The organism is Streptomyces sp. NPDC038213 (genome assembly GCF_055600495.1).
This window is the reverse complement of record NZ_JBVJYM010000009.1, coordinates 90,141-111,776: the sequence shown is the minus strand read 5'-3', so window position 1 is coordinate 111,776 and position 21,636 is coordinate 90,141. Positions and strand designations below refer to the sequence as shown.

At 71.1% G+C, this 21,636-nt stretch carries 28 protein-coding genes and 1 pseudogene; 12 read left to right on the top strand and 17 right to left on the bottom strand.

Annotation, left to right across the window (positions count from 1 at the left end; genetic code table 11):
- Positions 1–94 precede the first annotated feature (94 nt).
- Genes ACZ7JZ_RS16165 through ACZ7JZ_RS16155 form a run of 3 tightly spaced genes read right to left on the bottom strand, consistent with a single transcriptional unit; the run spans position 95 to position 2,309 of the window.
- Entirely contained in the window at positions 95–724 is a 630-nt protein-coding gene (locus tag ACZ7JZ_RS16165; RefSeq protein WP_040256342.1) for a DedA family protein, read from the bottom strand.
- 50 nt (positions 725–774) lie between these two features.
- Positions 775–1,611: an undecaprenyl-diphosphate phosphatase gene (locus tag ACZ7JZ_RS16160; protein ID WP_040247035.1), complete on the bottom strand. Its 837-nt coding sequence runs from the start codon at positions 1,609–1,611 to the stop codon at positions 775–777.
- Positions 1,608–2,309 carry a phosphatase PAP2 family protein gene (locus ACZ7JZ_RS16155; protein WP_078844751.1) on the bottom strand — a complete coding sequence of 234 codons (702 nt, stop codon included), beginning with the start codon at positions 2,307–2,309 and terminating at the stop codon, positions 1,608–1,610. The genes ACZ7JZ_RS16160 and ACZ7JZ_RS16155 overlap by 4 nt, the downstream gene beginning before the upstream one ends.
- Positions 2,310–2,442: 133 nt before the next feature.
- On the opposite strand from ACZ7JZ_RS16155, the gene ACZ7JZ_RS16150 reads away from it, so the two are divergent.
- Positions 2,443–2,829, top strand: a complete 387-nt coding sequence (locus tag ACZ7JZ_RS16150; RefSeq protein WP_470938957.1) for a BlaI/MecI/CopY family transcriptional regulator — start codon at positions 2,443–2,445, stop codon at positions 2,827–2,829.
- Positions 2,830–2,845: 16 nt separating this feature from the next.
- Positions 2,846–3,781: a M56 family metallopeptidase gene (locus tag ACZ7JZ_RS16145; RefSeq protein WP_254587402.1), complete on the top strand. Its 936-nt coding sequence runs from the start codon at positions 2,846–2,848 to the stop codon at positions 3,779–3,781.
- An 81-nt stretch (positions 3,782–3,862) separates the two neighbouring features.
- Here ACZ7JZ_RS16145 and ACZ7JZ_RS16140 read toward each other — a convergent pair whose 3' ends face one another.
- Complete coding sequence (locus tag ACZ7JZ_RS16140) at positions 3,863–4,234, bottom strand: hypothetical protein (RefSeq protein WP_470938954.1); 372 nt, start codon at positions 4,232–4,234, stop codon at positions 3,863–3,865.
- 332 nt (positions 4,235–4,566) lie between these two features.
- Between ACZ7JZ_RS16140 and ACZ7JZ_RS16135 the strand changes: the two genes are divergently transcribed.
- A complete protein-coding gene (locus ACZ7JZ_RS16135) occupies positions 4,567–4,872 on the top strand; it encodes an Rv3488 family transcriptional regulator (protein ID WP_040247025.1) in 306 nt (101 codons plus the stop codon).
- 442 nt (positions 4,873–5,314) lie between these two features.
- Here ACZ7JZ_RS16135 and ACZ7JZ_RS16130 read toward each other — a convergent pair whose 3' ends face one another.
- From ACZ7JZ_RS16130 to ACZ7JZ_RS16115, 4 genes are all read right to left on the bottom strand, one after another.
- Positions 5,315–5,818, bottom strand: coding sequence for a DoxX family protein (locus ACZ7JZ_RS16130; protein WP_254587404.1), 504 nt, complete (start codon positions 5,816–5,818; stop codon positions 5,315–5,317).
- 102 nt (positions 5,819–5,920) lie between these two features.
- Positions 5,921–7,195 carry an APC family permease gene (locus ACZ7JZ_RS16125; protein ID WP_254587405.1) on the bottom strand — a complete coding sequence of 425 codons (1,275 nt, stop codon included), beginning with the start codon at positions 7,193–7,195 and terminating at the stop codon, positions 5,921–5,923.
- Positions 7,196–7,403: 208 nt separating this feature from the next.
- Positions 7,404–8,378, bottom strand: coding sequence for a thioredoxin-disulfide reductase (gene trxB / locus ACZ7JZ_RS16120; protein ID WP_254587406.1), 975 nt, complete (start codon positions 8,376–8,378; stop codon positions 7,404–7,406).
- A complete protein-coding gene (locus ACZ7JZ_RS16115; RefSeq protein ID WP_254587411.1) occupies positions 8,375–8,797 on the bottom strand; it encodes an arsenate reductase ArsC in 423 nt (140 codons plus the stop codon). Before ACZ7JZ_RS16115 ends, trxB begins: the two co-directional genes overlap by 4 nt.
- A gap of 95 nt (positions 8,798–8,892) precedes the next feature.
- On the opposite strand from ACZ7JZ_RS16115, the gene ACZ7JZ_RS16110 reads away from it, so the two are divergent.
- Genes ACZ7JZ_RS16110 through ACZ7JZ_RS16100 form a run of 3 tightly spaced genes read left to right on the top strand, consistent with a single transcriptional unit; the run spans position 8,893 to position 11,365 of the window.
- Positions 8,893–9,201: an ArsR/SmtB family transcription factor gene (locus tag ACZ7JZ_RS16110; protein ID WP_254587407.1), complete on the top strand. Its 309-nt coding sequence runs from the start codon at positions 8,893–8,895 to the stop codon at positions 9,199–9,201.
- The gene (gene arsB, locus ACZ7JZ_RS16105; RefSeq protein ID WP_254587408.1) at positions 9,198–10,310 is read left to right on the top strand and encodes an ACR3 family arsenite efflux transporter; all 1,113 of its coding nucleotides are present in this window, start codon (positions 9,198–9,200) and stop codon (positions 10,308–10,310) included. The genes ACZ7JZ_RS16110 and arsB overlap by 4 nt, the downstream gene beginning before the upstream one ends.
- Entirely contained in the window at positions 10,307–11,365 is a 1,059-nt protein-coding gene (locus tag ACZ7JZ_RS16100) for an ArsO family NAD(P)H-dependent flavin-containing monooxygenase (RefSeq protein WP_356529406.1), read from the top strand. The genes arsB and ACZ7JZ_RS16100 overlap by 4 nt, the downstream gene beginning before the upstream one ends.
- 4 nt (positions 11,366–11,369) lie before the next feature.
- On the opposite strand, the gene ACZ7JZ_RS16095 is transcribed toward ACZ7JZ_RS16100, so the two are convergent.
- The 7 genes from ACZ7JZ_RS16095 to ACZ7JZ_RS16065 form a co-directional block, all read right to left on the bottom strand.
- Positions 11,370–11,876: a GNAT family N-acetyltransferase gene (locus ACZ7JZ_RS16095; protein ID WP_254586654.1), complete on the bottom strand. Its 507-nt coding sequence runs from the start codon at positions 11,874–11,876 to the stop codon at positions 11,370–11,372.
- A 135-nt stretch (positions 11,877–12,011) separates the two neighbouring features.
- The gene (locus ACZ7JZ_RS16090) at positions 12,012–12,347 is read right to left on the bottom strand and encodes a YnfA family protein (protein ID WP_254586653.1); all 336 of its coding nucleotides are present in this window, start codon (positions 12,345–12,347) and stop codon (positions 12,012–12,014) included.
- Positions 12,348–12,358: 11 nt separating this feature from the next.
- A complete protein-coding gene (locus tag ACZ7JZ_RS16085) occupies positions 12,359–12,673 on the bottom strand; it encodes a hypothetical protein (protein WP_052482134.1) in 315 nt (104 codons plus the stop codon).
- Positions 12,654–13,100, bottom strand: a complete 447-nt coding sequence (locus ACZ7JZ_RS16080; RefSeq protein WP_356529405.1) for a MerR family transcriptional regulator — start codon at positions 13,098–13,100, stop codon at positions 12,654–12,656. The genes ACZ7JZ_RS16085 and ACZ7JZ_RS16080 overlap by 20 nt, the downstream gene beginning before the upstream one ends.
- Positions 13,097–13,432 carry a hypothetical protein gene (locus ACZ7JZ_RS16075; RefSeq protein ID WP_040247005.1) on the bottom strand — a complete coding sequence of 112 codons (336 nt, stop codon included), beginning with the start codon at positions 13,430–13,432 and terminating at the stop codon, positions 13,097–13,099. Before ACZ7JZ_RS16075 ends, ACZ7JZ_RS16080 begins: the two co-directional genes overlap by 4 nt.
- Positions 13,433–13,614: 182 nt before the next feature.
- A complete protein-coding gene (locus tag ACZ7JZ_RS16070; RefSeq protein ID WP_040247003.1) occupies positions 13,615–13,986 on the bottom strand; it encodes an ArsR/SmtB family transcription factor in 372 nt (123 codons plus the stop codon).
- Between the two features lie 41 nt (positions 13,987–14,027).
- Entirely contained in the window at positions 14,028–15,089 is a 1,062-nt protein-coding gene (locus tag ACZ7JZ_RS16065) for a flavin-containing monooxygenase (RefSeq protein WP_254586651.1), read from the bottom strand.
- Positions 15,090–15,199: 110 nt separating this feature from the next.
- Between ACZ7JZ_RS16065 and ACZ7JZ_RS16060 the strand changes: the two genes are divergently transcribed.
- The 5 genes and pseudogenes from ACZ7JZ_RS16060 to ACZ7JZ_RS16040 all read left to right on the top strand — a co-directional run bounded on the left by ACZ7JZ_RS16060 (position 15,200) and on the right by ACZ7JZ_RS16040 (position 18,635).
- A complete protein-coding gene (locus ACZ7JZ_RS16060) occupies positions 15,200–16,606 on the top strand; it encodes an NAD(P)-binding domain-containing protein (RefSeq protein ID WP_254586650.1) in 1,407 nt (468 codons plus the stop codon).
- Between the two features lie 140 nt (positions 16,607–16,746).
- Positions 16,747–17,127, top strand: a pseudogene (locus ACZ7JZ_RS16055) (MFS transporter); the annotation flags it as partial.
- Between the two features lie 120 nt (positions 17,128–17,247).
- Entirely contained in the window at positions 17,248–17,769 is a 522-nt protein-coding gene (locus ACZ7JZ_RS16050) for an MFS transporter (RefSeq protein WP_387920377.1), read from the top strand.
- 418 nt (positions 17,770–18,187) lie between these two features.
- Positions 18,188–18,505 carry a GFA family protein gene (locus ACZ7JZ_RS16045; protein WP_470938940.1) on the top strand — a complete coding sequence of 106 codons (318 nt, stop codon included), beginning with the start codon at positions 18,188–18,190 and terminating at the stop codon, positions 18,503–18,505.
- Positions 18,489–18,635 (top strand): hypothetical protein, encoded by a 147-nt coding sequence (locus ACZ7JZ_RS16040; protein WP_470938938.1) that lies wholly within the window; start codon positions 18,489–18,491, stop codon positions 18,633–18,635. Before ACZ7JZ_RS16045 ends, ACZ7JZ_RS16040 begins: the two co-directional genes overlap by 17 nt.
- Positions 18,636–18,726: 91 nt before the next feature.
- Here the strand turns inward: ACZ7JZ_RS16040 and ACZ7JZ_RS16035 are convergent, their stop codons facing one another.
- A complete protein-coding gene (locus ACZ7JZ_RS16035; RefSeq protein ID WP_470938935.1) occupies positions 18,727–19,146 on the bottom strand; it encodes a MerR family transcriptional regulator in 420 nt (139 codons plus the stop codon).
- A 423-nt stretch (positions 19,147–19,569) separates the two neighbouring features.
- On the opposite strand from ACZ7JZ_RS16035, the gene ACZ7JZ_RS16030 reads away from it, so the two are divergent.
- Complete coding sequence (locus ACZ7JZ_RS16030; protein ID WP_470938932.1) at positions 19,570–21,060, top strand: SulP family inorganic anion transporter; 1,491 nt, start codon at positions 19,570–19,572, stop codon at positions 21,058–21,060.
- A gap of 195 nt (positions 21,061–21,255) precedes the next feature.
- Here the strand turns inward: ACZ7JZ_RS16030 and ACZ7JZ_RS16025 are convergent, their stop codons facing one another.
- A complete protein-coding gene (locus ACZ7JZ_RS16025; protein WP_470938929.1) occupies positions 21,256–21,600 on the bottom strand; it encodes a hypothetical protein in 345 nt (114 codons plus the stop codon).
- Between the last annotated feature and the right edge of the window lie 36 nt (positions 21,601–21,636).

Here is a 21,636-nt window from a genome sequence, read left to right as displayed (position 1 = left end):
CCCGCAGGCTGCTGCGCCTCCCAGACTACCGGGCGGCGTGCTGCGGCCTGCCGCCCGGTGGCCGGCGTGTCCGGCGGCTCTGGCGGGCGGCTGGTCAGGAAGCCGGGCGGCGTCGGGCCCGCAGGTATTCCAGGGCCAGTGGCAGGACGGAGACGGCGACCAGGGCGATCAGGATGAGCTCGATGTGGGCGGTGACGAAGGTGATCTGCCCGAGGAAGTAGCCCAGGAGGATCACGCCGGTTCCCCACAGGGCGGCTCCGATGAGGTTGAACCGGATGAAGGTGCGGTAGTGCATGGCGCTGATGCCGGCCACGATCGGGGTGAAGGTGCGTACGACGGGCACGAAGCGGGCCAGGACGAGGGAACGCGGCCCGTGCTCGGCGAAGAACGCGGCGGCCCTGGCGGCGTTCTCCTGTTTGAACAGGCGGGAGTCGGGGCGGCGGAAGAGGGCGGGGCCGGCCTTGCGGCCGAAGAGGTATCCGGCCTGGTCGCCTGCGGCGGCCGCGATGACGACGAGCAGGCACACCAGCCACAGCGGCTGCGTGAGGTAGCGGTGCGAGGCGACGAGCAGCCCGGCAGTGAACAGCAGGGAATCACCGGGCAGGAAGAAGCCGATGAGCAGGCCCGATTCGGCGAAGACGACGGCGAGGATGCCGATCAGGCCGAAGGCGGAGATCAGGTGGTCGGGGTCGAGCCACTGCGGGCCGAGCGCGAGGGCGGTCATGGGAGAGGGCTCCTGTCCGGGCGGGTGGAGGCGGCGGTGCGGTCGGGGGATCAGGCGTGCAGGATGCCGGTGCCGAGCAGGCCGAACAGGAGGGCGCCGACGGCGACGCGGTAGGCGACGAAGGCGTTGAAGGAGTGCTTGGCGACGAACTTCAGCAGCCAGGCGATCGAGGCGTAGGCGACGGCGAAGGAGACCGCCGTGCCGACGACCAGCGGCAGCGTGTCGACGCCGGCGCCCAGGGCGTCCTTCAGCTCGTACAGGCCCGCGCCGGTCAGGGCGGGGATGCCGAGGAAGAAGGACAGGCGGGTGGCAGCGACGCGCTCGAGATCGAGGATGAGGCCGGTGGACATGGTGGCGCCGGAGCGGGAGAAGCCGGGGAAGAGCAGGGCGAGGATCTGCGAGGAGCCGACCAGCATGGCGTCCTTGAGGGAGGTGTCGTCCTCGCCGCGCTTGTGGCGTCCCATCTGGTCGGCCGCCCACATCAGGCCGCTGCCGACGATGAGCGAGCCGGCCACGACCCACAGGGAGGCCAGCGGGCCCTCGATCAGCGGTTTGGCCGCGAGACCCACGACGACGATCGGGATGGTGGCGTAGATGACCCACCAGGCGAACTCGTAGTCGTGGTGGTAGCGCTCCTCCTTGTCCGCCAGTCCCCGGCCCCAGGCGGAGACGATCCGCACGATGTCCTTGAAGAAGTAGACGAGGACCGCCGCGATGGCCCCGACCTGGATGACGGCGGTGAACGCGACGACGGACTTGTCGTCGACGGGGATGCCCATCAGCCCTTCGGTGATCTTGAGGTGGCCGGTGGAGGAGACCGGCAGGAACTCCGTCACCCCCTCCACTACACCCAGGACCACTGCCTGTCCCACACTGATCGCGCTCACGAGCCTTCACCTTCGCTTGACGGGGCGGCGCCGGCCTTCCGGCGCCGCAGGAGAACCAGGAACGTCCCGAGCAGTCCGGTCCAGACGGCGGCCAGCAGCCAGCCCGCCAGGACGTCGGTGGGCCAGTGCACGCCGAGGTAGATACGGCTGACTCCAACAGCGGCAGCCCACAGGGCGGGCAGCACCAGCAGCAGGTGCCGTGCCCCTCCCCGCACCGAGCGGTACACGCCGGCGGTGAAGAGGACCGCTACGGCCGCGGAGGTGGTGGTGTGCCCCGAGGGCATCGCGTACCCGCTCGCCGACCACGCCCAGTCGGCGACCGGCGGACGCGGCCGGGCGAGCCACGACGCCAGGGCGATGCGCGGTAGCTGCACCGACACCAGCGCCAGAGCACCCGCGAGCGCCCCACACCACCGGACCGCGGGCCAGGCCATCGTCCCGGCGAACGCCGCCAGCAGGTAGGCGGGCACTCCACTGCCCGTCACCGTGACCGCCACCGCCATCCCGACCGCCCAGGAGGTCCGGTGCTCCACCACCCAGCCGTGCAGCGCACGGTCCACCCCGAACGGCGCCCCGTGGGCCGAGGCGCTCGCCGCGACGAGCGCCGCCAGCAGCACCGAGCACACGACTGCCGGCACGGCGGCCGGCCACCACCGCACGCTGACGGCGCGGGGCGGAGCGGCCGGGGAACGGGGCATCGGGCATCCTGTCTGGGCAGGCCGGAACAACGGCACGGGCAGGGCACGGCTCGGGCTCGGACGAACACAGTAACTTCTATTCGCGAATAGAAGTTACTGTGGACTGTAGACGACGAAGCGAAGGGGGACGACCGTGGGCGCGCAGGAACAGGCGCCGGGCACAGGCGGCGGACGCAGGGCGAACGGGGGCCTGGAGAACGAGATCCTCGCCCTGCTGCACACCGCCGGCCGGGCGCTGACCCCGGGCGAGGTCGCCGAGCAGCTGGCGAGCGGTCTTGCCCACACCACGGTGGCCACGACGCTCGGGCGCCTGCACACCCGCGGCGTACTGGAACGCACCCCGGCCGGGCGCAGTTACGCGTACACCCCGGTCACCGACGAGTCCGGGCTGACTGCCCGGCACATGCACCAGGTCATGGAGAGCGGCAGCGACCGCGCCTCGGTCCTGACCCGCTTCGTCGACGAGCTGTCCGACGACGACGAGGACCTGCTGCGCCGCCTGCTGGGCACCGACGAGTAGAGGGCGCCTGTCAGCGATGCACCTGGCCGTCTACCTGCCGCTCCTCTTTCCCGCCCTCGCCGCCCTGAGCGCCGGGTCCCTGGCCCGCCGCCTGGAGCCGCGCCTGGCGACCTGGCTGCTGACCGGCGCCGGCCTGCTGCTGGCCGCCTCCAGCACCCTGGTCCTGGGCCTGCTCGCCCTGGCCGGACTCGTCCGCATCCCGCTCGTGGCCGCCCTCAAGGGCTACTCGCCCGAGGTGATCGCCCGCCAGGACCCCGCCTCCTGGCCGGCTGCCCTCGCGGGCGCCGTCCTGCTCGCCCTCGCCGTCCTCGCCGCCGTCCGGCTGACCGTCCGGCGGGCCGGGGCACTGTGGTCGGCCGCGCTGGACGCCGCCTGCCTGCCCGGCTCCGATCCGGTCGTCGTCACCGACGATCCCGGCGCCGACGCCTACACGATGCCGGGGCTGCCGGGCCGCATCGTCATCTCCCACGGCATGCTCGACGCCCTCGACGCCGCCGGGCACGAGATCCTCCTCGCCCACGAACGCGCCCATCTGCGAAACCACCACTACGCGTTCGTGGCCCTCACTCAGATCGCGGCCGCGGCCAACCCGCTGCTGCGTCCCCTGGCCACCGCGGTCGCCTACACGGTCGAACGCTGGGCCGACGAGCATGCCGCCCGCCATACCGGCGACCGCCGCGCCGTCGCCGAGACCGTCGCCCGTGCCGCCGTCGCCACCAAACGCAGCCGCACCCGGCGTCTCGTTCCCGCCGCCGCTCTCGGCATCCTCGGCCGCCGCAGGCCCCGGCCCGGCGTCGTACCCCGCCGGGTCGCAGCCCTCCTCGCACCCCCGCCGCAGAGCCCGCCTCTGCTCCTCGCCGCCGCTGCGGCGCTCCTGGCGGTTACCAGCCTGTGCGCCATCGAGGCCGCCCACGACCTCCATCAGTTCCTCGAGCTCGCCCACACGCACTGAACGCGGTCATGAGTGGGCACCACCGGGGCTTCACCGGCAGGCCGGTCCGGGCAGAGTCCACCGGCCAGCTGGCTGAGCTCCTCAGCCGTCGTGGCGGCCTTCTCCGCCATGTTCCTCGCTGCCGGGGGCGCCGCCCATCATGGCGAGCATCTGCCGGCCGCCGGTGCGGAGGAACCGGATGAGGAACGCGGCGGCCAGCAGGAGGAAGGCGATGTTGAGGAACGTCGTGTAGTTCCAGGAGATCCCCTCCGTCGGGATCGTGGCGGCGGCCTGGTCGGGGATGAGCCCCAGGGCGCCGAAGGTGAACTCCAGGATGTACCCGGCGATGACGGCGGCGGCGCAGCAGCACTCCCCGCCCGCCCCCCCCCGGCGGACCGCGCCTGCCGGCCCGTCCCGCGACAGCCCCACCATGAAGACCAGAGCCGCCAGGACCCACACCATCGGCGCGGGCATCCGACCACGAGGCGCGACCGCCACACACACGGAACCCTCTCCGGCCGACGGTGCCGGCAGGAGCCTGCGACACCCTGACCCCGGGGGGAGGAGGGGTAACCGGAGTGTCGGCGTGATGACCGCAGACCTGTTCGGCGTGCAAGGCCGGTGCGGCGACGGCCGTCTCCAGCAGCCGGGCCGCGGCGCGCCCGCCAGCGCGTCCGGCCCCGCCCCGTACCCTCGGCCCGCCGTGCGCGGGAGCGGGGCCGGTCCGGACGGTGCGGGGCGGTCTGGTCGTCACTTTAGAATCGGAAGCCGATATCGGTTTCGTCACTGTCGGAGGCGGGTGCGGGGTGCGGGAGTTCCAGCGGGCTGCGGTGCGGCTGCACATTTTGCATCACGCGGCCGAGGAGGAGATCCACGGTGCGTGGATGACCGAGGAGCTGGCCTCCCACGGCTATCAGATCAGTCCCGGCACTCTGTATCCGACGCTGCACCGGCTGGAGGCGGACGGACTGCTGACCTCAGAGCAGCGGGTGGTCGACGGCCGTACCCGGCGCGTCTACAAGGCAACCGAGGCCGGGAAGAAGGCCCTCGCGGAGGACCGTCAGGCACTCAAGGAACTGGCGCGGGAAGTCCTTGGTGAGGAACCGGCCTGATTCACGGTTGGGCGCTGAAGCCGGAGTGGTTCGATGGGATGTGCATACCCCGTTGTCCGGTCGGCGGCGGACACGAGGCTTGCACAACGGACCGGTTTAATTCCGTCTCGCTGGCCCGGCGGGGCCGCGGATGTCTTCGGGTGACACCCACGACCCGTCAGTACGCTGCCCGCGCCCGCGGCTCTTCACGCGCGTCGAGGGCTGACTGCCGTGCCAGCGAGGTGTCGCAGGACGTGATCTCGATCAGAAAGTCCTGCTCCAGGGGGCTGCGAGGGTTACGCGGATTGCCCCCCGGGCGGCCCACGAGGTCGGGATGCGGACCCACACTGACGCATCGTGGATCGCCCACCAGCAGCCGCATCAGAAGGTTGCGTGCTTCTTCTGTTGTCATGACCTGTCAAACGATCTGGGGACCGGCAACGTAGCGCTTGTGGGGTGCGGGTCAGTGCAAGGCCGGCTGCGGCGACCTCTTGCTCGCGCCGGTGTGCTGGCGGCGGGCGTCGAGCGAGAGGGCGCCGGCGCCGACGAGCAGCAGGAAGAGGCTGCCGCACAGCTGAGCGAGGTCGGTACGGGATTCGTGGGCTAAGTCCCACCAGCCGGCCTTGCCCGCGAACAGCGGGGCGTCGCCCCACAGGATGGGCAGCTTGGTGATCAGTAGCGCGCCGACCATGTCCACGATCATCGGGGCGGCGGCGAGCCGGGTGAGCAGCCCCGCCAGAATCAGCAGGCCGCAGATGATCTCGAAGACGCCGTCGAGGGGCGCGAAGAAGCCGGGGGCGGGGATGCCGGCCTTGTCGAACCGGCCGGTGCCCTGCGCGTCGGGGCGGAGGAACTTCAGGATGCCCTCGGAGAGGAAGACGGCGCCGACGTAGAGGCGGATGAGGACCGTGGCCGCCGGCGCGCTGGTGGCGGTCAGCTTCGCCTGCCAGGTGCTGAGCTGCGTCATGCGGTGCCCCTCTCCCATCGCAAGGCGTATCGGGTCTCGGTATCGTCCCGCGAGGCAGAGGGGCAGCAGCGGTATTCCGGCCAGTCGACGAGGGCGCGTCGCCTAGGAACTGCGCGTGGGCATCATGCGGCGCACTCCGTAGGCGGCGGCGCCGAGCACCAGGACCGCAGCACCCCAGATCACGGATGACACGGGCAGGGCGAAGGCCAGCACGATGCAGCCGGCCAGCCCGACGGCCGGGATGACCCGCGCCAGACGCCCCTCATTAGGTGAGAGCGTCCATGCAGAGGCGTTCGCGACGGCGTAGTACGCCAGTACCCCGAACGAAGAGAAGCCGATCGCTCCGCGCACGTCTACGGTCGCGGCGACCACCGCCACCACGGCGCCGACCACCAGTTCGGCGCGGTGGGGCACCTTGAACTTCGGGTGGACCGCCGCCAGGGCGTGCGGCAGGTGCCGGTCGCGGGCCATGGCCAAAGTGGTGCGCGAGACACCGAGGATCAGCGCGAGCAGCGAGCCCAGCGCGGCGACGGCGGCACCGACGCGAACCACGGGGACGAGCCAGCCGGCACCCGCGGCCCGGGCGGCGTCCGACACAGGAGCCGCCGCCGCAGCGAGCCCGTCCGAGCCCAGCACCATCAGGACGCAGACGGCGACGGCCGCGTAGACGACGAGGGTGATGCCCAGCGCGAGCGGGATCGCCTGCGGGATCGTGCGCGCGGGGTCGCGGACCTCCTCGCCGAGGGTGGCGATGCGCGCGTACCCGGCGAAGGCGAAGAACAGCAGACCCGCCGCTTGGAGTATCCCGCCGGCGGTGGCATCGGAGCCGACACTCAGCCGGGCCGCGTCCGCTACGGACGAGGTGAGGGCGGCGACCACGACGGCGGCAAGCACCGCCAGCACCACGGCCACGATCACCCGGGTCAGCAGCGCGGACTTCTGCACCCCGGTGTAATTCACCGCCGTCAGCGCCACGACCGCGGCGACCGCGACCGCATGGGCCTGGCCCGGCCACACGTAGGTGCCGACCGTGAGCGCCATCGCCGCACACGAGGCGGTCTTGCCGACGATGAAGCCCCACCCTGCCAGATAGCCCCAGAACTCGCCCAGACGCTCACGCCCGTAGACGTAGGTGCCGCCGGAGGCCGGATAGCGGGCCGCGAGACGGGCCGAGGAGGTCGCGTTGCAGTAGGCCACCACGGCCGCCAGGGCCAGACCGATCAGCAGCCCGGAGCCGGCCGCACCGGCAGCGGGGGCGAGCGCGGCGAAGATCCCGGCCCCGATCATCGACCCCAGACCGATCACGACCGCGTCCGTCACCCCAAGGTGCCGCCGCAGCTCACCGGAGGTGCCGGTGACGGTTACCGGATTACTCATGGACCACTCCCTCAACCACAGCCGCACCTAACGGTGCCCGATATCGGAAGACGATATCTGAGTTTCTGCGAGCGAGGTAAAGGCCCCCGTCCCACGAGGTTCAGGGCTGCCGGCAACGACATCTACGCTGCTGCTGGCCATGGACGGACGACGGGGAGCGCTGGCATGGACGACGAGGATCTGGCGGTCTGCGTTGCGGTTCGGGTGGTCAGGCCGGGGCCGGGGCCGGCTCCTGCTCGACTTGGGTGGTGCTGCGGGCGGCGAGGTAGCGCTCGGCGTCGAGGGCCGCGGCCGCGCCGGTGCCGGCTGCGGTGATGGCCTGGCGGTAGGTGTGGTCGACGACGTCGCCGGCGGCGAACACCCCGGGCAGGCTCGTACGCGTCGACGGGGAGTCCACCTGGATGTAGCCCTCGCTGTCCAGCTCGAGCTGGCCGGTGAACAGCTCGGTGCGCGGGTTGTGGCCGATGGCGATGAACAGGCCCGTCACGTCCAGTTCGCGGGTGGCGCCGGTGAAGACGTCGCGCAGGACGACGCCGCCGAGCATGCCGTTCGTCTCCTTGATCTCGGCGATCTCGCTGTCGAACGCGAAGGAGATCTTGTCGTCGGCGAACGCCCGGTCCTGCATGACCTTGGAGGCGCGCAGGGTGGAGCGTCGGTGGACGAGGGTGACCGAGCGGGCGAAGCGGGTGAGGAAGGTGGCCTCCTCCATCGCGGTGTCGCCGCCGCCGACCACGACGATGTCGCGGTCGCGGAAGAAGAACCCGTCGCAGGTCGCGCACCAGGACACGCCGCGGCCGGACAGCGCGTCCTCCTGGGGCAGCCCGAGCTTGCGGTAGCCGGAACCGGTGGCGATGATCACCGTCTTCGCGCGGTGGACGGTGCCGGCGGAGTCGGTGAGCAGCTTGATGTCGCCGGTGAGGTCGACCTCGACGATGTCGTCGTCGATTATCTCGGCGCCGAACTTCTCGGCCTGCGCCCGCATGTTCTCCATCAGCACCGGCCCGTCGACGCCCTCGGGGAAGCCGGGGAAGTTCTCCACCTCGGTCGTGGTCGTCAGCGATCCGCCGACGAAGATGGAGCTGCCGAACAGCAGGGGCCTCAGCTGGGCGCGGGCGGTATAGAGGGCGGCGGTGTATCCGGCGGGGCCGGAGCCGATGATGACGACCTCGCGTATCTCGCTCACGCCGTCGCCTCCGGATTCGCCGGGGCGATCTCGGCGATCAGGCCCTCCACCAGGGTCTTGATCTCGTCGCGGATCGGGCGCACGGCCTCGACGCCCTGTCCGGCCGGGTCCTCCAGCTTCCAGTCCAGGTAGCGCTTGCCGGGGAAGACGGGGCAGGTGTCGCCGCAGCCCATGGTGATGCACACGTCCGACTCGCGGACCGCGTCGATGGTGAGGATCTTCGGCGTCTCGGCGGAGATGTCGATGCCGACCTCGGCCATGGCCTCGACGGCGGCCGGGTTGACCTGGTCGCCGGGGTTGGAGCCGGCGGAGCGGACCTCGACGCGGTCGCCGGCCAGGTGGGTCAGCCACGCGGCGGCCATCTGGGAGCGGCCGGCGTTGTGGACGCAGACGAACAGGACGGACGGCTTGTCGGCCATGGTGATCGTTCTCTCTCGTCGCATGGCGGAACCCGGCCGCCAATGACTTCAGCCCTCGCTGGTATCAGCGAGCGATGATGTGAGAGTATCAGTGCATGCTGACTTCAGCCGATCCTGATGTGATCCGGGTGCTGGGCGATCCGCTCCGCCTTCAGGTCGTGACCCTGCTCGCGCGCGAGACGCTCTGCACGACGCACCTGGTCGAGGAGACCGGAGCCAAGCAGACCAACCTGTCCAACCATATGAAAGTGCTGCGCGAGGCCGGGATCGTGGAGACCGAGCCGTGCGGCCGTTTCACCTACTACAAGCTCAAGCCCGAGGTTCTGGCCAGCCTGTCCGAACAGTTCGCCGAACTCGCCGCCTCCGCCCGCACCGCCGCCGAGAACAAGAGGGCTTGCCCGTGACCTCCACCGAGCCCACCACCGCCGCTGCTCCGACTGGCGGTGCGGACGACTCGATCGTCAAGAAGCTCTCCACCCTCGACCGCTACCTCGCGGTGTGGATCCTGCTCGCCATGGCCGTCGGCCTGGGTCTGGGCCGTCTCGTCCCGGGGATGAACGACGCGCTCGCGAAGATCGAGATCGGCGGGATCTCCCTGCCGATCGCCCTCGGCCTGCTCGTGATGATGTACCCGGTCCTGGCGAAGGTTCGCTACGACCGGCTCGACCGGGTGACCAGCGACCGTAAGCTGCTGATCTCTTCGCTGGTCATCAACTGGATCGTGGGACCGGCGGTGATGTTCGCGTCGGCGTGGATCTTCCTGCCGGACCTGCCCGAGTACCGCACCGGTCTGATCATCGTCGGCCTGGCCCGCTGCATCGCCATGGTGATCATCTGGAACGACCTCGCGTGCGGCGACCGTGAGGCCGCGGCCGTCCTGGTCGCCCTCAACAGCGTCTTCCAGGTGATCGCGTTCGGCCTGTTGGGCTGGTTCTACCTAGACCTGCTGCCCCGGTGGATGAACCTGGGCGACGGCCAGGGCCTGGACGTGCCCGTGTGGCACATCGCCTTGAACGTCGTCATCTTCCTCGGCATCCCGCTGCTGGCCGGCTTCCTGACCCGGCGCATCGGCGAGCAGAGGATGGGCCGCGCCGATTACGAGGCGAAGTTCCTGCCGAAGATCGGCCCGTGGGCCCTTTACGGGCTGCTGTTCACGATCGTCATCCTCTTCGCCCTCCAGGGGAAGACCATCACCTCGCAGCCGCTGGACGTCGTGCGGATCGCGCTGCCGCTGCTGGTGTACTTCGCGGTGATGTTCTTCGGCACGTTCCTCCTCGGCAAGGGCCTGGGCCTGGCCTACGACCGCACCACGACCCTGGCGTTCACCGCGGCGGGCAACAACTTCGAGCTGGCCATCGCGGTCGCCATCGCCACCTTCGGCGTCACCTCCGGCCAGGCCCTGTCCGGCGTCGTCGGCCCGCTCATCGAAGTCCCGGTCCTGATCGGCCTGGTCTACGTCGCGCTCGCCTGGCGACGGAAGTTCGCCCCGGGCGCGGTGACGACCGCCCCGTGACGCAGCAGACGGATGTGGTGGTGGTCGGCGGCGGCCAGGCAGGACTCGCCGCCGGCTACCACCTGCGCCGCCAGGGTCTCGACTTCGTGATCCTGGACGCGGAGGCGGCGCCGGGCGGGGCATGGCAGCACATGTGGGAATCGCTGCACCTGTTCTCCCCGGCGGAGCACTCCTCGCTGCCCGGCCGCCTCATGCCCGCCCAGGCAGGCGAAACCTACCCGGACGCCGGGCACGTGGTGGACTACCTCACCGACTACGAGAAGCGCTACGACCTGCCCCTGCAGCACGGCACCCGCGTGGACGCCGTACGCCGCGACGCGGACCGGCTCCTGGTCGAATCGGAATCCGGCACCTGGCTGGCCCGTGCGGTCATCAGCGCCACCGGCAGCTGGTCGCGGCCCTTCCTCCCCGCTGTCCCCGGCCGATCGGTCTTCACCGGTCGGCAGCTGCACACGGTGAACTACCGTTCGCCGGCCGACTTCGCCGGGCAGCGGGTCGTAGTGGTTGGCGGTGGGAACTCCGGCGCACAGATCGCCGTCGACCTCGCCCTGGACGGCCGTGTCGAGGTGACGTGGGTAACCCAGCGCGAGCCGCGGTTCCTGGCCGACGACATCGACGGCCGGGCCCTGTTCGACGTCGCCACCGCCCGGCGCCGCGCCCTGGACGCCGGCCGCAGTGACACCGGCGGGGTCGCCTCGCTCGGCGACATCGTGGCCGTACCACCGGTCCGCGCCGCCCGCGACGCCGGACTGCTCACCGCGAAGCCGATGTTCGCCCAGCTGACGGCAACCGGTGTCCGGTGGGCTGACGGCAGCTGGAGCGACGCGGATGCGGTGATCTGGTGCACCGGCTTCCGCCCCGCACTGGCCCACCTCGCCCCGCTGAACCTGCGCGGCCCCCGCGGGCACATCCCCACCGACGGCACGCGTGCCCTGGGCGAGCCGCGGCTGCACCTGCTCGGCTATGGCGACTGGACCGGCCCGGCCTCCGCGACCCTCATCGGCGTCGGCCGCACCGCCCGCGATGCCGCCCGGGCGGTCGCCCAGCTTTCGTGACGGGTCAGGTGATGGCGGGGCTGCGGCGCTCGACGAGGACGACGTTGCGCCAGACGCCATGATGGCGCCCGATCCGCTCCCGCGTGCCGATGACACGGAAGCCGGCCCGCTGGTGAACAGCGAGGCTGGCGGTGTTCTCAGGGAAGACCCCCGACTGGATCGTCCAGATCCCGGCCCGCTCGGTGGAATCCACCAGAGCCTTCAGCAGGGCGGAGGCGACACCGCGGCCGCGGGCGCCCGGGTGGACGTAGACGGAGTGCTCGACCACGCCCGCGTAGGCGCAACGGTCGGAGACCCTGCTCGCGGCCACCCAGCCCAGCACGGTCCCGTCCGCATCAAGCGCGGCGAAGCGGTGCTCGGGCAGCCTGGCCGCATCGAACGCCTCCCAGGCCGGCGCGCCGGTCTCGAAGGTGGCGTTCCCCTCGTCGATCCCCGCCTGGTAGATGGCCAGTACCTGCCCGGCGTGCTCCGGCACCAGCGGCACGATCACCGCACTCACAGATCCGCTCACCACGACGTTCCCCCTAAATGCTGGTTCCTGAAGACTGCCGGGGCTGCTCGCCACCCCAGTAGATATGGTGTTCCACCGGGTGGAGAGTCAGCGACCAGCGCGGCCAGGTGGTCGCGGCTCAAAGCGAGGCGCGGGTTACGAGCTACGGGGCGCATACATGATCACGGCCATGCCCGCGAGGCAGACCAGGGCTCCGATGACGTCGTAGCGGTCGGGGCGGTAGCCGTCGGCGACCATGCCCCAGGCGATCGACCCGGCCACGAAGACGCCGCCGTACGCGGCGAGGATGCGGCCGAAGTTGTCGTCGGACTGGAAGGTGGCCACCACCCCGTAGAGGCCGAGGGCAATGACGCCGGCGCCGATCCAGGTCCAGCCCTTGTGTTCGCGAAGGCCCTGCCACACCAGCCAGGCACCGCCGATCTCGAACAGGGCGGCGACGACGAACAGGGCAACGGAACGAGCGACGGTCATATCCCCGGACCCTATCGGCGGCTCGTGCCGCCGATCACCAGCGGGTCGGTGGACGTCTTGCAGCCGCACCCGCCATCACCTGCGGCCTTCGGCGCGCAGGTGCACGAGCGGCGGCGCTGCCCGAACCACCAGGTCCCGGCGGCGAGTACGGCCAGGCCGACGGCGAGGGCGGGCAACCAGCCCACCGCCACCCCGGCCCCAGCCCCGACGACCCCGGCGGTGATCAGGACGGGCAGCGCACAGCACGCCACACAGGCCAGCGCGGCCAGGCCGCCGAGCGCCTTCGGGGCACGTCCGGGACGGGAGTCAGCAGCAGGGGCCGGCATGGCGGTTCTCCTCGGCAAGGTCGGTGAAGGGGATGGGGCAGCAGGCGCTGGAGGCGCAGACGGTCAGGTCGTCACAGCCTGCCTGCACGGCTGCGGCCAAGGCGGTGCGGATGGTGGTGAGGTCGGCGATCCTTGCGTCGACTTCGGCGAGCTTGGCCGCGGCCCGCTCCTGGAGCCCGGCTGCGGGACGGCCATGCCGGTGGCGCCCGGCCTCCAGCAGCTCGGCGACCTCCTCCAGTGTGAACCCGAGCCGCTGGGCGGCCTTGATCACCCGCAGTACGGTCACCGCGTCCTCGCCGTAGAGGCGGTGGCCACCGTTGCTGCGTTCCGGCGCGGCCAGCAGGCCGCGCCGCTCGTAATAGCGCAGCGTCTGGATGTTCACCCCGGCCGCCTGCGCGACCTGACCGCTGCGCAGACCCGTGCTCACCGCTGCTCCCCAGCCGCGGAGGTACGCGTGGCCAGCGCGTTCAGCACGGCTTCGTGCGCGTGGTCCACGACGATGTCCAGAGCGATCATGTCCTCGCCGACCGTGGTGGTGAAGGTGAAGAACGAGCAGCACCCGCTCTCGCGCTCCGCCAGATCCCGGACCCGGTCCTCGACGCCCGGCCCGGCGGCCAGGGCCAGGCGCAGTCGAAGCGGCTCAGGCCGCAACTGGCTGGTCAGCCGCTCGGCGAACAGCCCGTCCCACTTCGCAACCCGCAGGGGCCGTTCCTCGCTCGGCAAGGTGCAGGACTGCGGAACCCATGCAAGATCGCTCATCGCACTCACTCCCGTCGTCGCATCCCAGAGGGTGGGGACACCTCCGACGGTAAACCTGTACCTGGGTACCGGATGCAAGCCTTGGCGGAGGTCGGGTGGCGAGATCCACCGACCATGTCTGGGGCCAAGAGTGCAGGGGATGGTCGCTTTCAACGAGCCCCATCACCCTGGTCCAGGTCCGGTCAGGCCGCGGCCGGCAGGGTCAGCAGCTTGCCCATCGCCGCCAGTACGGACGGCTCGACCCGGTAGTAGACCCAGGTGCCGCGCCGCTCGGAGGTGAGCAGCCCGGCCTCCTTCAGCTTCTTCAGGTGGTGGGACACGGTGGGCTGGGAGACGCCGACGTCGGAGATGTCGCATACACACGCCTCGCCACCCTCATGCGAGGCGACCGCGGAGAATAGGCGGAGGCGGACCGGGTCGCCGAGGGCCTTGAACATCCGCGCAGCAGTCTCGGCCTCCTCCGCGGTCATCGGGCGCTCTGTCAGTGGCGGGCAGCACGGCACCACGCCCTGACCGTCGGGTTCGAGCAGCGGCAGCACCTTGGCATTCGACATGCGTCTATGTTGACACATGTCAAACCAGTGGGGGAGGTCCGTCACCGGCGCGCGAGGTGGGCGGCCAGGCGCCGGGCGATCCGTTCGGCGTCCCGTCCGACGCCGCGCAGCGAGTTCGACGACAGGCTGCGCTGCCATTCCAGTCCGACAAACGCCGGCCCCGGCACACCGGTGGCGATCCCTTCGCGGCGCCGGGGGTTCCCCTCGTTGTCGAGAGCGCCGTCGAGGCCGGCGAGGTAGGGCAGGTCGGGGCGGTAGCCGGTGGCGAGCACGATCGCGTCGACCTCCTCCCGCTGCCCGTCCGGCCAGACGAGCTTGGCCCCGTCGACGCCGGTGAACATCTCTCGCCGGTCGGGCCGACCTGCGGCCAGGGCGGCCCGGTAGCGGCCGTCGTCGAGGACCGGCTGTGCCGACGGGCGAGCGAGGAACCGGCCGAGGGGCGCGGTGTCCAGGCCGCTGTGGGCCGTCCAGAAGTGCAGGTCGCGGCCGAGGATGCGCTGGGCTGCGAACTTCACCGAAGCGCGGGTGGTGAGCGTGACGCGTGCGGTCTTGGCGAGCTCGGCGGCGATCTGCACCGCGGAGTTCCCGGCCCCGACCACTACCACCCGGCGGCCGGCCAAGGGGGCCGGGCTGCGGTAGTCGGCGGCGTGCAGCACCTGTCCCGTGAACTCGTGAAGGCCCGGCAGCGCGGGCCGGTGCGGGTGTCCGAACGTCCCGGATGCCGCCACGACGGCCCGCGCGGACAGCCGGCCGCCGCCCTCCAGCTCCACGGTGAAGCCGTTGCCGGTGCGGCGGACCGCGGTGACGCGGCAGCCGGTGCGGATCTCGGCGTCCAGGCGGCCGGCGTAGGCGGTGAGGAAGGCGACGACCTCGTCGCGGTGCGGGTAGCGGTCGCGGTCGGCGCCGGGGAACGGCATCCCGGGCAGGGAGCTGTACCGGGCGGGCGAGAACAGCGTGAGGCTGTCGTAGCAGTGCGGCCACGACCCGGCCGCACGGTCGGACGCCTCCAGCACTACCGGCCGCAGCCCGCGGCGCAGCAGTGCGTGGGCGGTGGCGAGGCCGGACTGGCCGCCGCCGATCACGGCGACGTCGATGTGCTCCATCGGCGAATCCCCCTGGGTTCGATAAGTGTCTATGTTGACGTCCATCAATACAGGTGTCATGCTGGGCCGCGCAAGCCATCGACAGATGTCGAAACACGCAAGGAGTCGCCGTGAACGCGCCCGCCACCACCGAGCTGTCCGTCGTCGTGATCGGAGCCGGACCCGCCGGCCTGGCCGCCGCCGCCCACCTCATCGACCAGGGCATCGAGCCGCTGGTCCTGGAGGCCGGGCCTACTGCCGGCGCTGCGGTGCGCGAGTGGTCGCACGTGCGGCTGTTCTCCGCCTGGGGCGAGGTCATCGACCCGGCCGCCGAGAAGCTGCTGGCTCCCACCGGCTGGACAAGGCCGGACCCGGCCGCCTACCCCTCCGGCGGCGACTGGGCCGAGTCCTACCTGCAGCCGCTCGCCGATGTCCTCGGCGACCGCGTCTGCACAGGCGCCACCGTCACCGGCGTCTCCCGGACCGGCCGGGACCGGATCGTGGACGCCGACCGCGAGGCCCAGCCGTTCGTCGTGCACGTCGCCCACACCGACGGCCGTGAGGAGCGCGTCTTCGCCCGCGCCGTCATCGACGCCTCCGGCACCTGGGCCACGCCGTCCCCGGCCGGCGGCAGCGGCCTGCCCGCGCTCGGCGAGAAGGCCGCCGCGGACCGGATCACCTACCGCGTCCCGGATCTGAAGAACCCGGACGTCCGGGCCCGGTACGCGGGCAAGCGCACCGCCGTCATCGGCTCCGGCGCCTCCGCCTTCACCGCTCTCGCCTACCTCGCCGACCTCGCCAAGTCCGACGACGGCTCGGGCACGAAGGGCGTGTGGATCCTGCGCCGCGGCATCTCCGGCTCCACCTTCGGCGGCGGAGAAGCCGACCAGCTCCCCGCACGCGGCGCCCTGGGCCTGGCCGCCAAGGCCGCCGTCGACGAGGGCCACGCGGACGCAGTCACCGGCTTCCGCACCGAGGCGATCGAACGCGACACCGACGGCCGCCTGGTGCTGGTCGGCGAGGACGGCCGCCGCCTGGACCCGGTCGACGAGGTCATCGTGCTGACCGGCTTCCGCCCCGACCTGTCCTTCCTCGACGAACTCCGCCTCGGCCTCGACGAACGCCTCCAGGCCCCGGTCGAGCTCGCACCGCTGATCGACCCCAACCAGCACTCCTGCGGCACCGTCTACCCCCACGGCCACCGCGAACTCTCCCACCCCGAACAGGGCGTATACCTGGTCGGTATGAAGTCCTACGGCCGCGCTCCGACGTTCCTGGCGATGACCGGCTACGAGCAGGTCCGCTCCGTCGCCGCCGCGATCGCCGGCAACCTCGACGCGGCCGACCGCGTGGAACTGACCCTGCCGGAGACCGGAGTCTGTGGCGGAGCCGGCCTGTTCGACACCCCCGACGCCGCTGAGGCCGACAGTGGTGGCTGCTGCGCGCCCGCGCCGCAGCTCGTCCAGCTCGGCGCCCCCGCCACGGTCGGTGCGGCGGCTGCCGAGCAGGCCCCGGCGGGCGGCTGCTGCGGCTCGTGACCGACCTGGGCACCCCCGCGCGTGGGGCCGCGACCGGAACAGGAGACCGGCCGCGGCCCCACGCCGCCCTGCCCGCCCTCTGCGCCACGCAGATCGTGAGCTGGGGCATCGTCTACTACGCGTTCCCCGTCCTCAACCCCCAGATCACCGCCGCAACGGGATGGCCGACCGGGGCGACCACTGCGGCGTTCTCGCTCGGCCTGGTCGTCTCCGCCCTCGCCGGAATCCGCGTCGGCCGCATCCTTGACCGGCGCGGTCCCCGCGCCGTCATGTCCGTCGGCAGTGCGCTCGGCGTGGTCAGCCTGCTGATCGTGGCTACGGCCCCCAGCCTCCCCGTGTTCTTCGCCGGTTGGGCGCTGGCCGGACTGGCGATGGCATCCACCTTCTACCAGCCCGCCTTCGCCGCTCTCACCCGCTGGTGGGTCCCCGACCACGTGCGCGCCCTGACGATCGTCACCCTCGCCGGCGGCCTCGCCTCCACCGTCTTCGCACCCCTGACCGCAGCCCTCGCCGACCACCTGTCCTGGCGCCACACCTACCTCGTGCTCGCCGCCATCCTCGCCGTCGTCACCATCCCCGCCCACGCCCTGGCCCTGCCGTTCCTGCTGCTCGCCGTCGCCTTCACCCTGTCCGGCTTCGCGATGTACGCCGTCGTCGTCGCCCTCGTCCCGCTCCTGTTGGAACGCGGGTACACCACGAGCCAGGCCGCCTGGGCCCTCGGCATCGGCGGCGCCGGACAGACCCTCGGTCGCACCATGTATGCAGCCCTTGCACGCCGCACCACAGCAACGGCCCGCACAACGATCCTGATCGCGCTCGGCGGGCTGACCACCGCCGCCTTCGCCGCCGCACCCGGCCCATACGCCCTTCTCATAGCCGTGTCGGTCGTGGCTGGCATGGTCCGCGGCAAGCTCACCCTGCTCCAGGCCACCGCCATCACCGACCGCTGGGGCGCCACGCACTACGGCCGACTCTCCGGACTCCTCGCGGCACCGACCACCACGGCGGCAGCCCTCGCGCCGTTCGCTGGCGCGGCCCTGGCCGCGCCGCTCGGCGGTTACGCGCCACTGTTCTTCCTCCTGGCCGTAGTCTCCGTGGCCGCCGCGCTCATCGCACCATGGACAGACACCGCCGCCGTACGCCGCCGCCTCCCGCCGTTCTGACTTGCGCGTCATCCCCGGCAGAGCCGAACCCGCCCTCGTCCCCGTGCTTAACCCGGCAACGACGGGAGGGTTCAGCGGTTGCCCCTCGAGGCATCCACGAACCCGCGCGCTTCCGTACGTGTTGCAGCCAAGATCGGGAGGGGCGAGGTCGGTCACCGCAGTGGCGAGTGGCGCTTCGTCGGGTTCGGCACACCACCCGGCGGTTCAGACAGGCACTGTGCCCTGGCGCGATGCCCGATGGGCCGTGTGCGCCTTGGGACACCCCTGAGCGCGGGTTCGTCGCCCGAACACGTCACGCCTCCGCGATCGGCGCACATGGCCGGGGCCACGCCAGAGCCACCAACAGCGTCCTGGCGATCATGGAAGCGATGGCGCACTGATGGGTTCAACTTGCCCACTCCACCTGGGAGATCACCTGATGAACGCAACCCCCGCCGCCGACACCCAGAGAGCCAAAGAAGCCGAGGTACGCACCGGCGGCTGCCTGTGCGGCCGCATCCGCTTCACCGCCCAGGGCCCGGCAGTCTTCCCCCACACCTGTGAATGCGATCATTGCCAGAAACTCGGCGGCACCCCCGTGATGTGGTGGGTGGGCTTCAAGACGATCACCTGGACCGGTGAGGGTGGCGAACCGACCTGGTACGAGACCTTCCCAGGGGAGGCGAAGCGCGGCTTCTGCCCGAACTGCGTTATGCAAGCGGAACACGTGTCCAGGCACGTTGTGTCTCACGGATGACCGGTTCGGCGAGTACTCCACGCACGAACTCGGCATCGAGCCGGAGGCATACGACCCGAAACTCGACGTCGACTTCGCTCCCCTGCAGGAGCAGGATCTGACCAGCACCGGCTTCACCGAAGCGGCCTGACCGAAGAGGCGGAGCCGTGAGCAGCCAGCCACATCAGCGGACCGTCAACCCCGGTGAACGCGGGCCGCCGGATCAGGCCACGTCCCTTGTCTCAGCTCTGGACGGAGGCGACCGGGGCGTTCTGCTCCAGGCGGGCGCCCAGGGTGTCAGCGAAGTCCTCAGCGCGAGCCAGCTGCACGCGCAGCTTCTCCACCTGTTCGGCGGCGGCTTGCTGGTAGGTCCGTACGCGTTCCAGGAGGGCTTCGCGCTCGCCGGCGTCGAGGCCGGTGCCGGCGTCGAGGCGGTCGGTGGCGTCCAGGAGGTCGCGCATCTGCTCCAGGGTGAAGCCGAGGGGCTTCATGCGGCGGATGACCATGAGCCGGGCGACATCGGTCTCGGTGTAGAGGCGGAAGCCGCCCTGGGAGCGGGCGGAGGGGGTGACCAGGCCGGTCTCCTCGTAGTGCCGGATGGTGCGCAGGGACAGCTCCGTGCGCGCGGCGACCTCGCCGATCTGCATGTGCTTGTCATCCACGCCCGTGTCCCTGGCCCTTCTCCTCGTGGCTGGCCGCGTCCCGTGCTACCCCGCCGATCTCTACTCTAACGTTAAGGTAGAGTTGCTGGTGGTGAGGGCGGCGTCGCCGCCCCGCCGTTGCCGTGTCGGGGCCGATGGTGCCCCCGGCGAAGATCCGATTGTTGCAGGAGAGACGCGTGCGCGAGCCCATGATGCCCGTCGCCGCCGCCTGCCCGCCGTGAGGCTTCGCCCCCGGACGTAAGGCACGGCCGCGCCCTTGAGCAGGCCCGACCCGTCCGTCCTCGACTTCCGGCTCCGTATCCACGGGGCCGTCCGCGGGGTGCCGGCCCGGCCCCTCCGCGTCCTCCCGCACGCCTCGGCCTGCCGTAGGGGTGTGCCCGAGCACGACAGGTTCCGTCTCCCTTGTCTTCTGCTGCTACTGCTGTGTCCCCGGCCGCGCGCCTGCGCGGCCTGAAGCCCCACTGGATTTCCGACCCGAAGGTCTGGCGCACCGAGGTCCTGGCTGGCCTGGTCGTCGCGCTCGCGCTGATCCCCGAGGCGATCTCGTTCTCGATCATCGCGGGCGTGGACCCGGCGGTCGGCCTGTTCGCCTCGTTCACCATGGCCGTGGTCATCTCGATCGTCGGCGGACGTCGGGCGATGATCTCCGCCGCGACCGGCGCCATCGCCCTCGTCATCGCCCCGCTCAACCGTGAGCACGGCCTGGGCTACCTGGTCGCCGCCGTCATCCTGGCCGGCGTCTTCCAGGTGATCTTGGGCGCGGTCGGGGTGGCGAAGCTGATGCGGTTCATCCCGCGCTCGGTGATGGTCGGCTTCGTCAACGCGCTCGCGATCCTGATCTTCATGGCCCAGGTCCCGGAGATGACCGACGCCCCCTGGGCGGTGTACCCGCTGATCATCGGCGGGCTGGCACTGATGGTGTTCTTCCCGAAGATCACCACCGTGATCCCCGCCCCGCTCATCTCCATCGTCATCCTGACCGTCATCACCGTCGGCGCGGCCATCGCGGTGCCGACCGTGGGCGACAAGGGTGCGCTGCCCTCGTCCCTCCCCGTGCCGGGCCTGCCCGACGTACCGTTCACGCTCGACACGCTGACGACGATCGCCCCCTACGCGTTCGCCATGGCGCTCGTCGGCCTGATGGAGTCGCTGATGACCGCCAAGCTGGTCGACGACATCACCGACACCCACTCCAACAAGACCCGCGAGTCCATCGGCCAGGGCATCGCCAACATCGTCACCGGCTTCTTCGGCGGCATGGGCGGCTGCGCCATGATCGGCCAGACGATGATCAACGTGAAGGTCTCCGGCGCCCGCACCCGCCTCTCCACCTTCCTCGCCGGCGCCTTCCTGATGGTGCTGTGCATCGCCTTCGGCCCCGTCGTCTCCGACATCCCCATGGCCGCACTCGTCGCCGTCATGATCATGGTGTCGTTCGCGACCTTCGACTGGCACTCCATCGCGCCCAAGACGCTCAAGCGGATGCCCGCGGGCGAGATCAGCGTCATGGTCATCACCGTGGTCGCCGTGGTGGCCACCCACAACCTCGCCATCGGCGTCGTCGTCGGCTCCATCACCGCCATGGTCATCTTCGCCAAGCGAGTCGCCCACCTCGCGGAGGTTACCGCCGTCACCGACCCCGACGGCACCACAGTCGTCTACCGCGTGACCGGCGAACTGTTCTTCGCCTCCTCCAACGACCTCGTCGGCCAGTTCGACTACGCCGGCGACCCGAAGAAGGTCGTCATCGACCTGTCGGCCGCCCACGTCTGGGACGCGTCCTCCGTCGCCGCCCTGGACGCCATCGAGACCAAGTACAAGCAGCGCGGCAAGACCGTCGAGATCACCGGGCTGAACGACCCCAGCGCCGACCTCCACGGCAAGCTCACCGGCGAACTCGCCGGCAGCCACTGACCCCCGCCACACGCGCCAGCGGAAGGACCCCGGCCCAACAGGGCGGGGTCCTTGTGGGGCCAGCTCAGAGCAAGGAAGCCAACCATCCCCCTCGAACCGAGGGCGCCCACCCCGTAGCGCACCACAGCAGTGACGTACAGCGCGTCGAACACCGGTTTCCGCCCGACGAGGCTCGCGGAATCCAAGGGCCGACTGTCAGCGCCCTGCGCGACCATGGCGGCCATGACGATGGATCCCGCCCCAAACAGCGAACGGCAGATTCCCGTCTGGACCGCCACCGTTGGACCCGGCTGGGCCGACCTGCTCAACCACCTCCGCGACGAGCTGTCCACCCTCGACCCTGCCTACCGGATCGAGGATTTCAGCCCGAGGTTCGGCGGCCTGCGCATCACCGTCGCCGATCGTTTCGACGGCGGCGAATTCGACGGGGAGTTTGCCGACCGAGCCACAGCCCTCACCCACGCCGCCGAGTTCGCCGCCGTACAGACCTGCGAGCTGTGCGGCCAGCCCGGACGACCGCGCTTCCACGGGGACCAGCACCACACCTGGCTAATCGCCCTGTGCGAAACCTGTCAC

Coding starts and splice junctions, on each gene's coding strand:
- ACZ7JZ_RS16090 (WP_254586653.1), bottom strand. CDS start 12,347: ATGACCGTCGCTCGTTCCGTTGCCCTGTTCGTCGTCGCCGCCCTGTTC.
- ACZ7JZ_RS16085 (WP_052482134.1), bottom strand. CDS start 12,673: ATGCCGGCCCCTGCTGCTGACTCCCGTCCCGGACGTGCCCCGAAGGCG.
- ACZ7JZ_RS16110 (WP_254587407.1), top strand. CDS start 8,893: ATGCTGACTTCAGCCGATCCTGATGTGATCCGGGTGCTGGGCGATCCG.
- ACZ7JZ_RS16155 (WP_078844751.1), bottom strand. CDS start 2,309: ATGCCCCGTTCCCCGGCCGCTCCGCCCCGCGCCGTCAGCGTGCGGTGG.
- ACZ7JZ_RS16050 (WP_387920377.1), top strand. CDS start 17,248: ATGTACGCCGTCGTCGTCGCCCTCGTCCCGCTCCTGTTGGAACGCGGG.
- ACZ7JZ_RS16075 (WP_040247005.1), bottom strand. CDS start 13,432: ATGAGCGATCTTGCATGGGTTCCGCAGTCCTGCACCTTGCCGAGCGAG.
- ACZ7JZ_RS16045 (WP_470938940.1), top strand. CDS start 18,188: ATGAACGCAACCCCCGCCGCCGACACCCAGAGAGCCAAAGAAGCCGAG.
- ACZ7JZ_RS16065 (WP_254586651.1), bottom strand. CDS start 15,089: ATGGAGCACATCGACGTCGCCGTGATCGGCGGCGGCCAGTCCGGCCTC.
- ACZ7JZ_RS16125 (WP_254587405.1), bottom strand. CDS start 7,195: ATGAGTAATCCGGTAACCGTCACCGGCACCTCCGGTGAGCTGCGGCGG.
- ACZ7JZ_RS16140 (WP_470938954.1), bottom strand. CDS start 4,234: ATGCCCGCGCCGATGGTGTGGGTCCTGGCGGCTCTGGTCTTCATGGTG.
- ACZ7JZ_RS16115 (WP_254587411.1), bottom strand. CDS start 8,797: ATGGCCGACAAGCCGTCCGTCCTGTTCGTCTGCGTCCACAACGCCGGC.
- ACZ7JZ_RS16070 (WP_040247003.1), bottom strand. CDS start 13,986: ATGTCGAATGCCAAGGTGCTGCCGCTGCTCGAACCCGACGGTCAGGGC.
- ACZ7JZ_RS16130 (WP_254587404.1), bottom strand. CDS start 5,818: ATGACGCAGCTCAGCACCTGGCAGGCGAAGCTGACCGCCACCAGCGCG.
- ACZ7JZ_RS16145 (WP_254587402.1), top strand. CDS start 2,846: ATGCACCTGGCCGTCTACCTGCCGCTCCTCTTTCCCGCCCTCGCCGCC.
- ACZ7JZ_RS16165 (WP_040256342.1), bottom strand. CDS start 724: ATGACCGCCCTCGCGCTCGGCCCGCAGTGGCTCGACCCCGACCACCTG.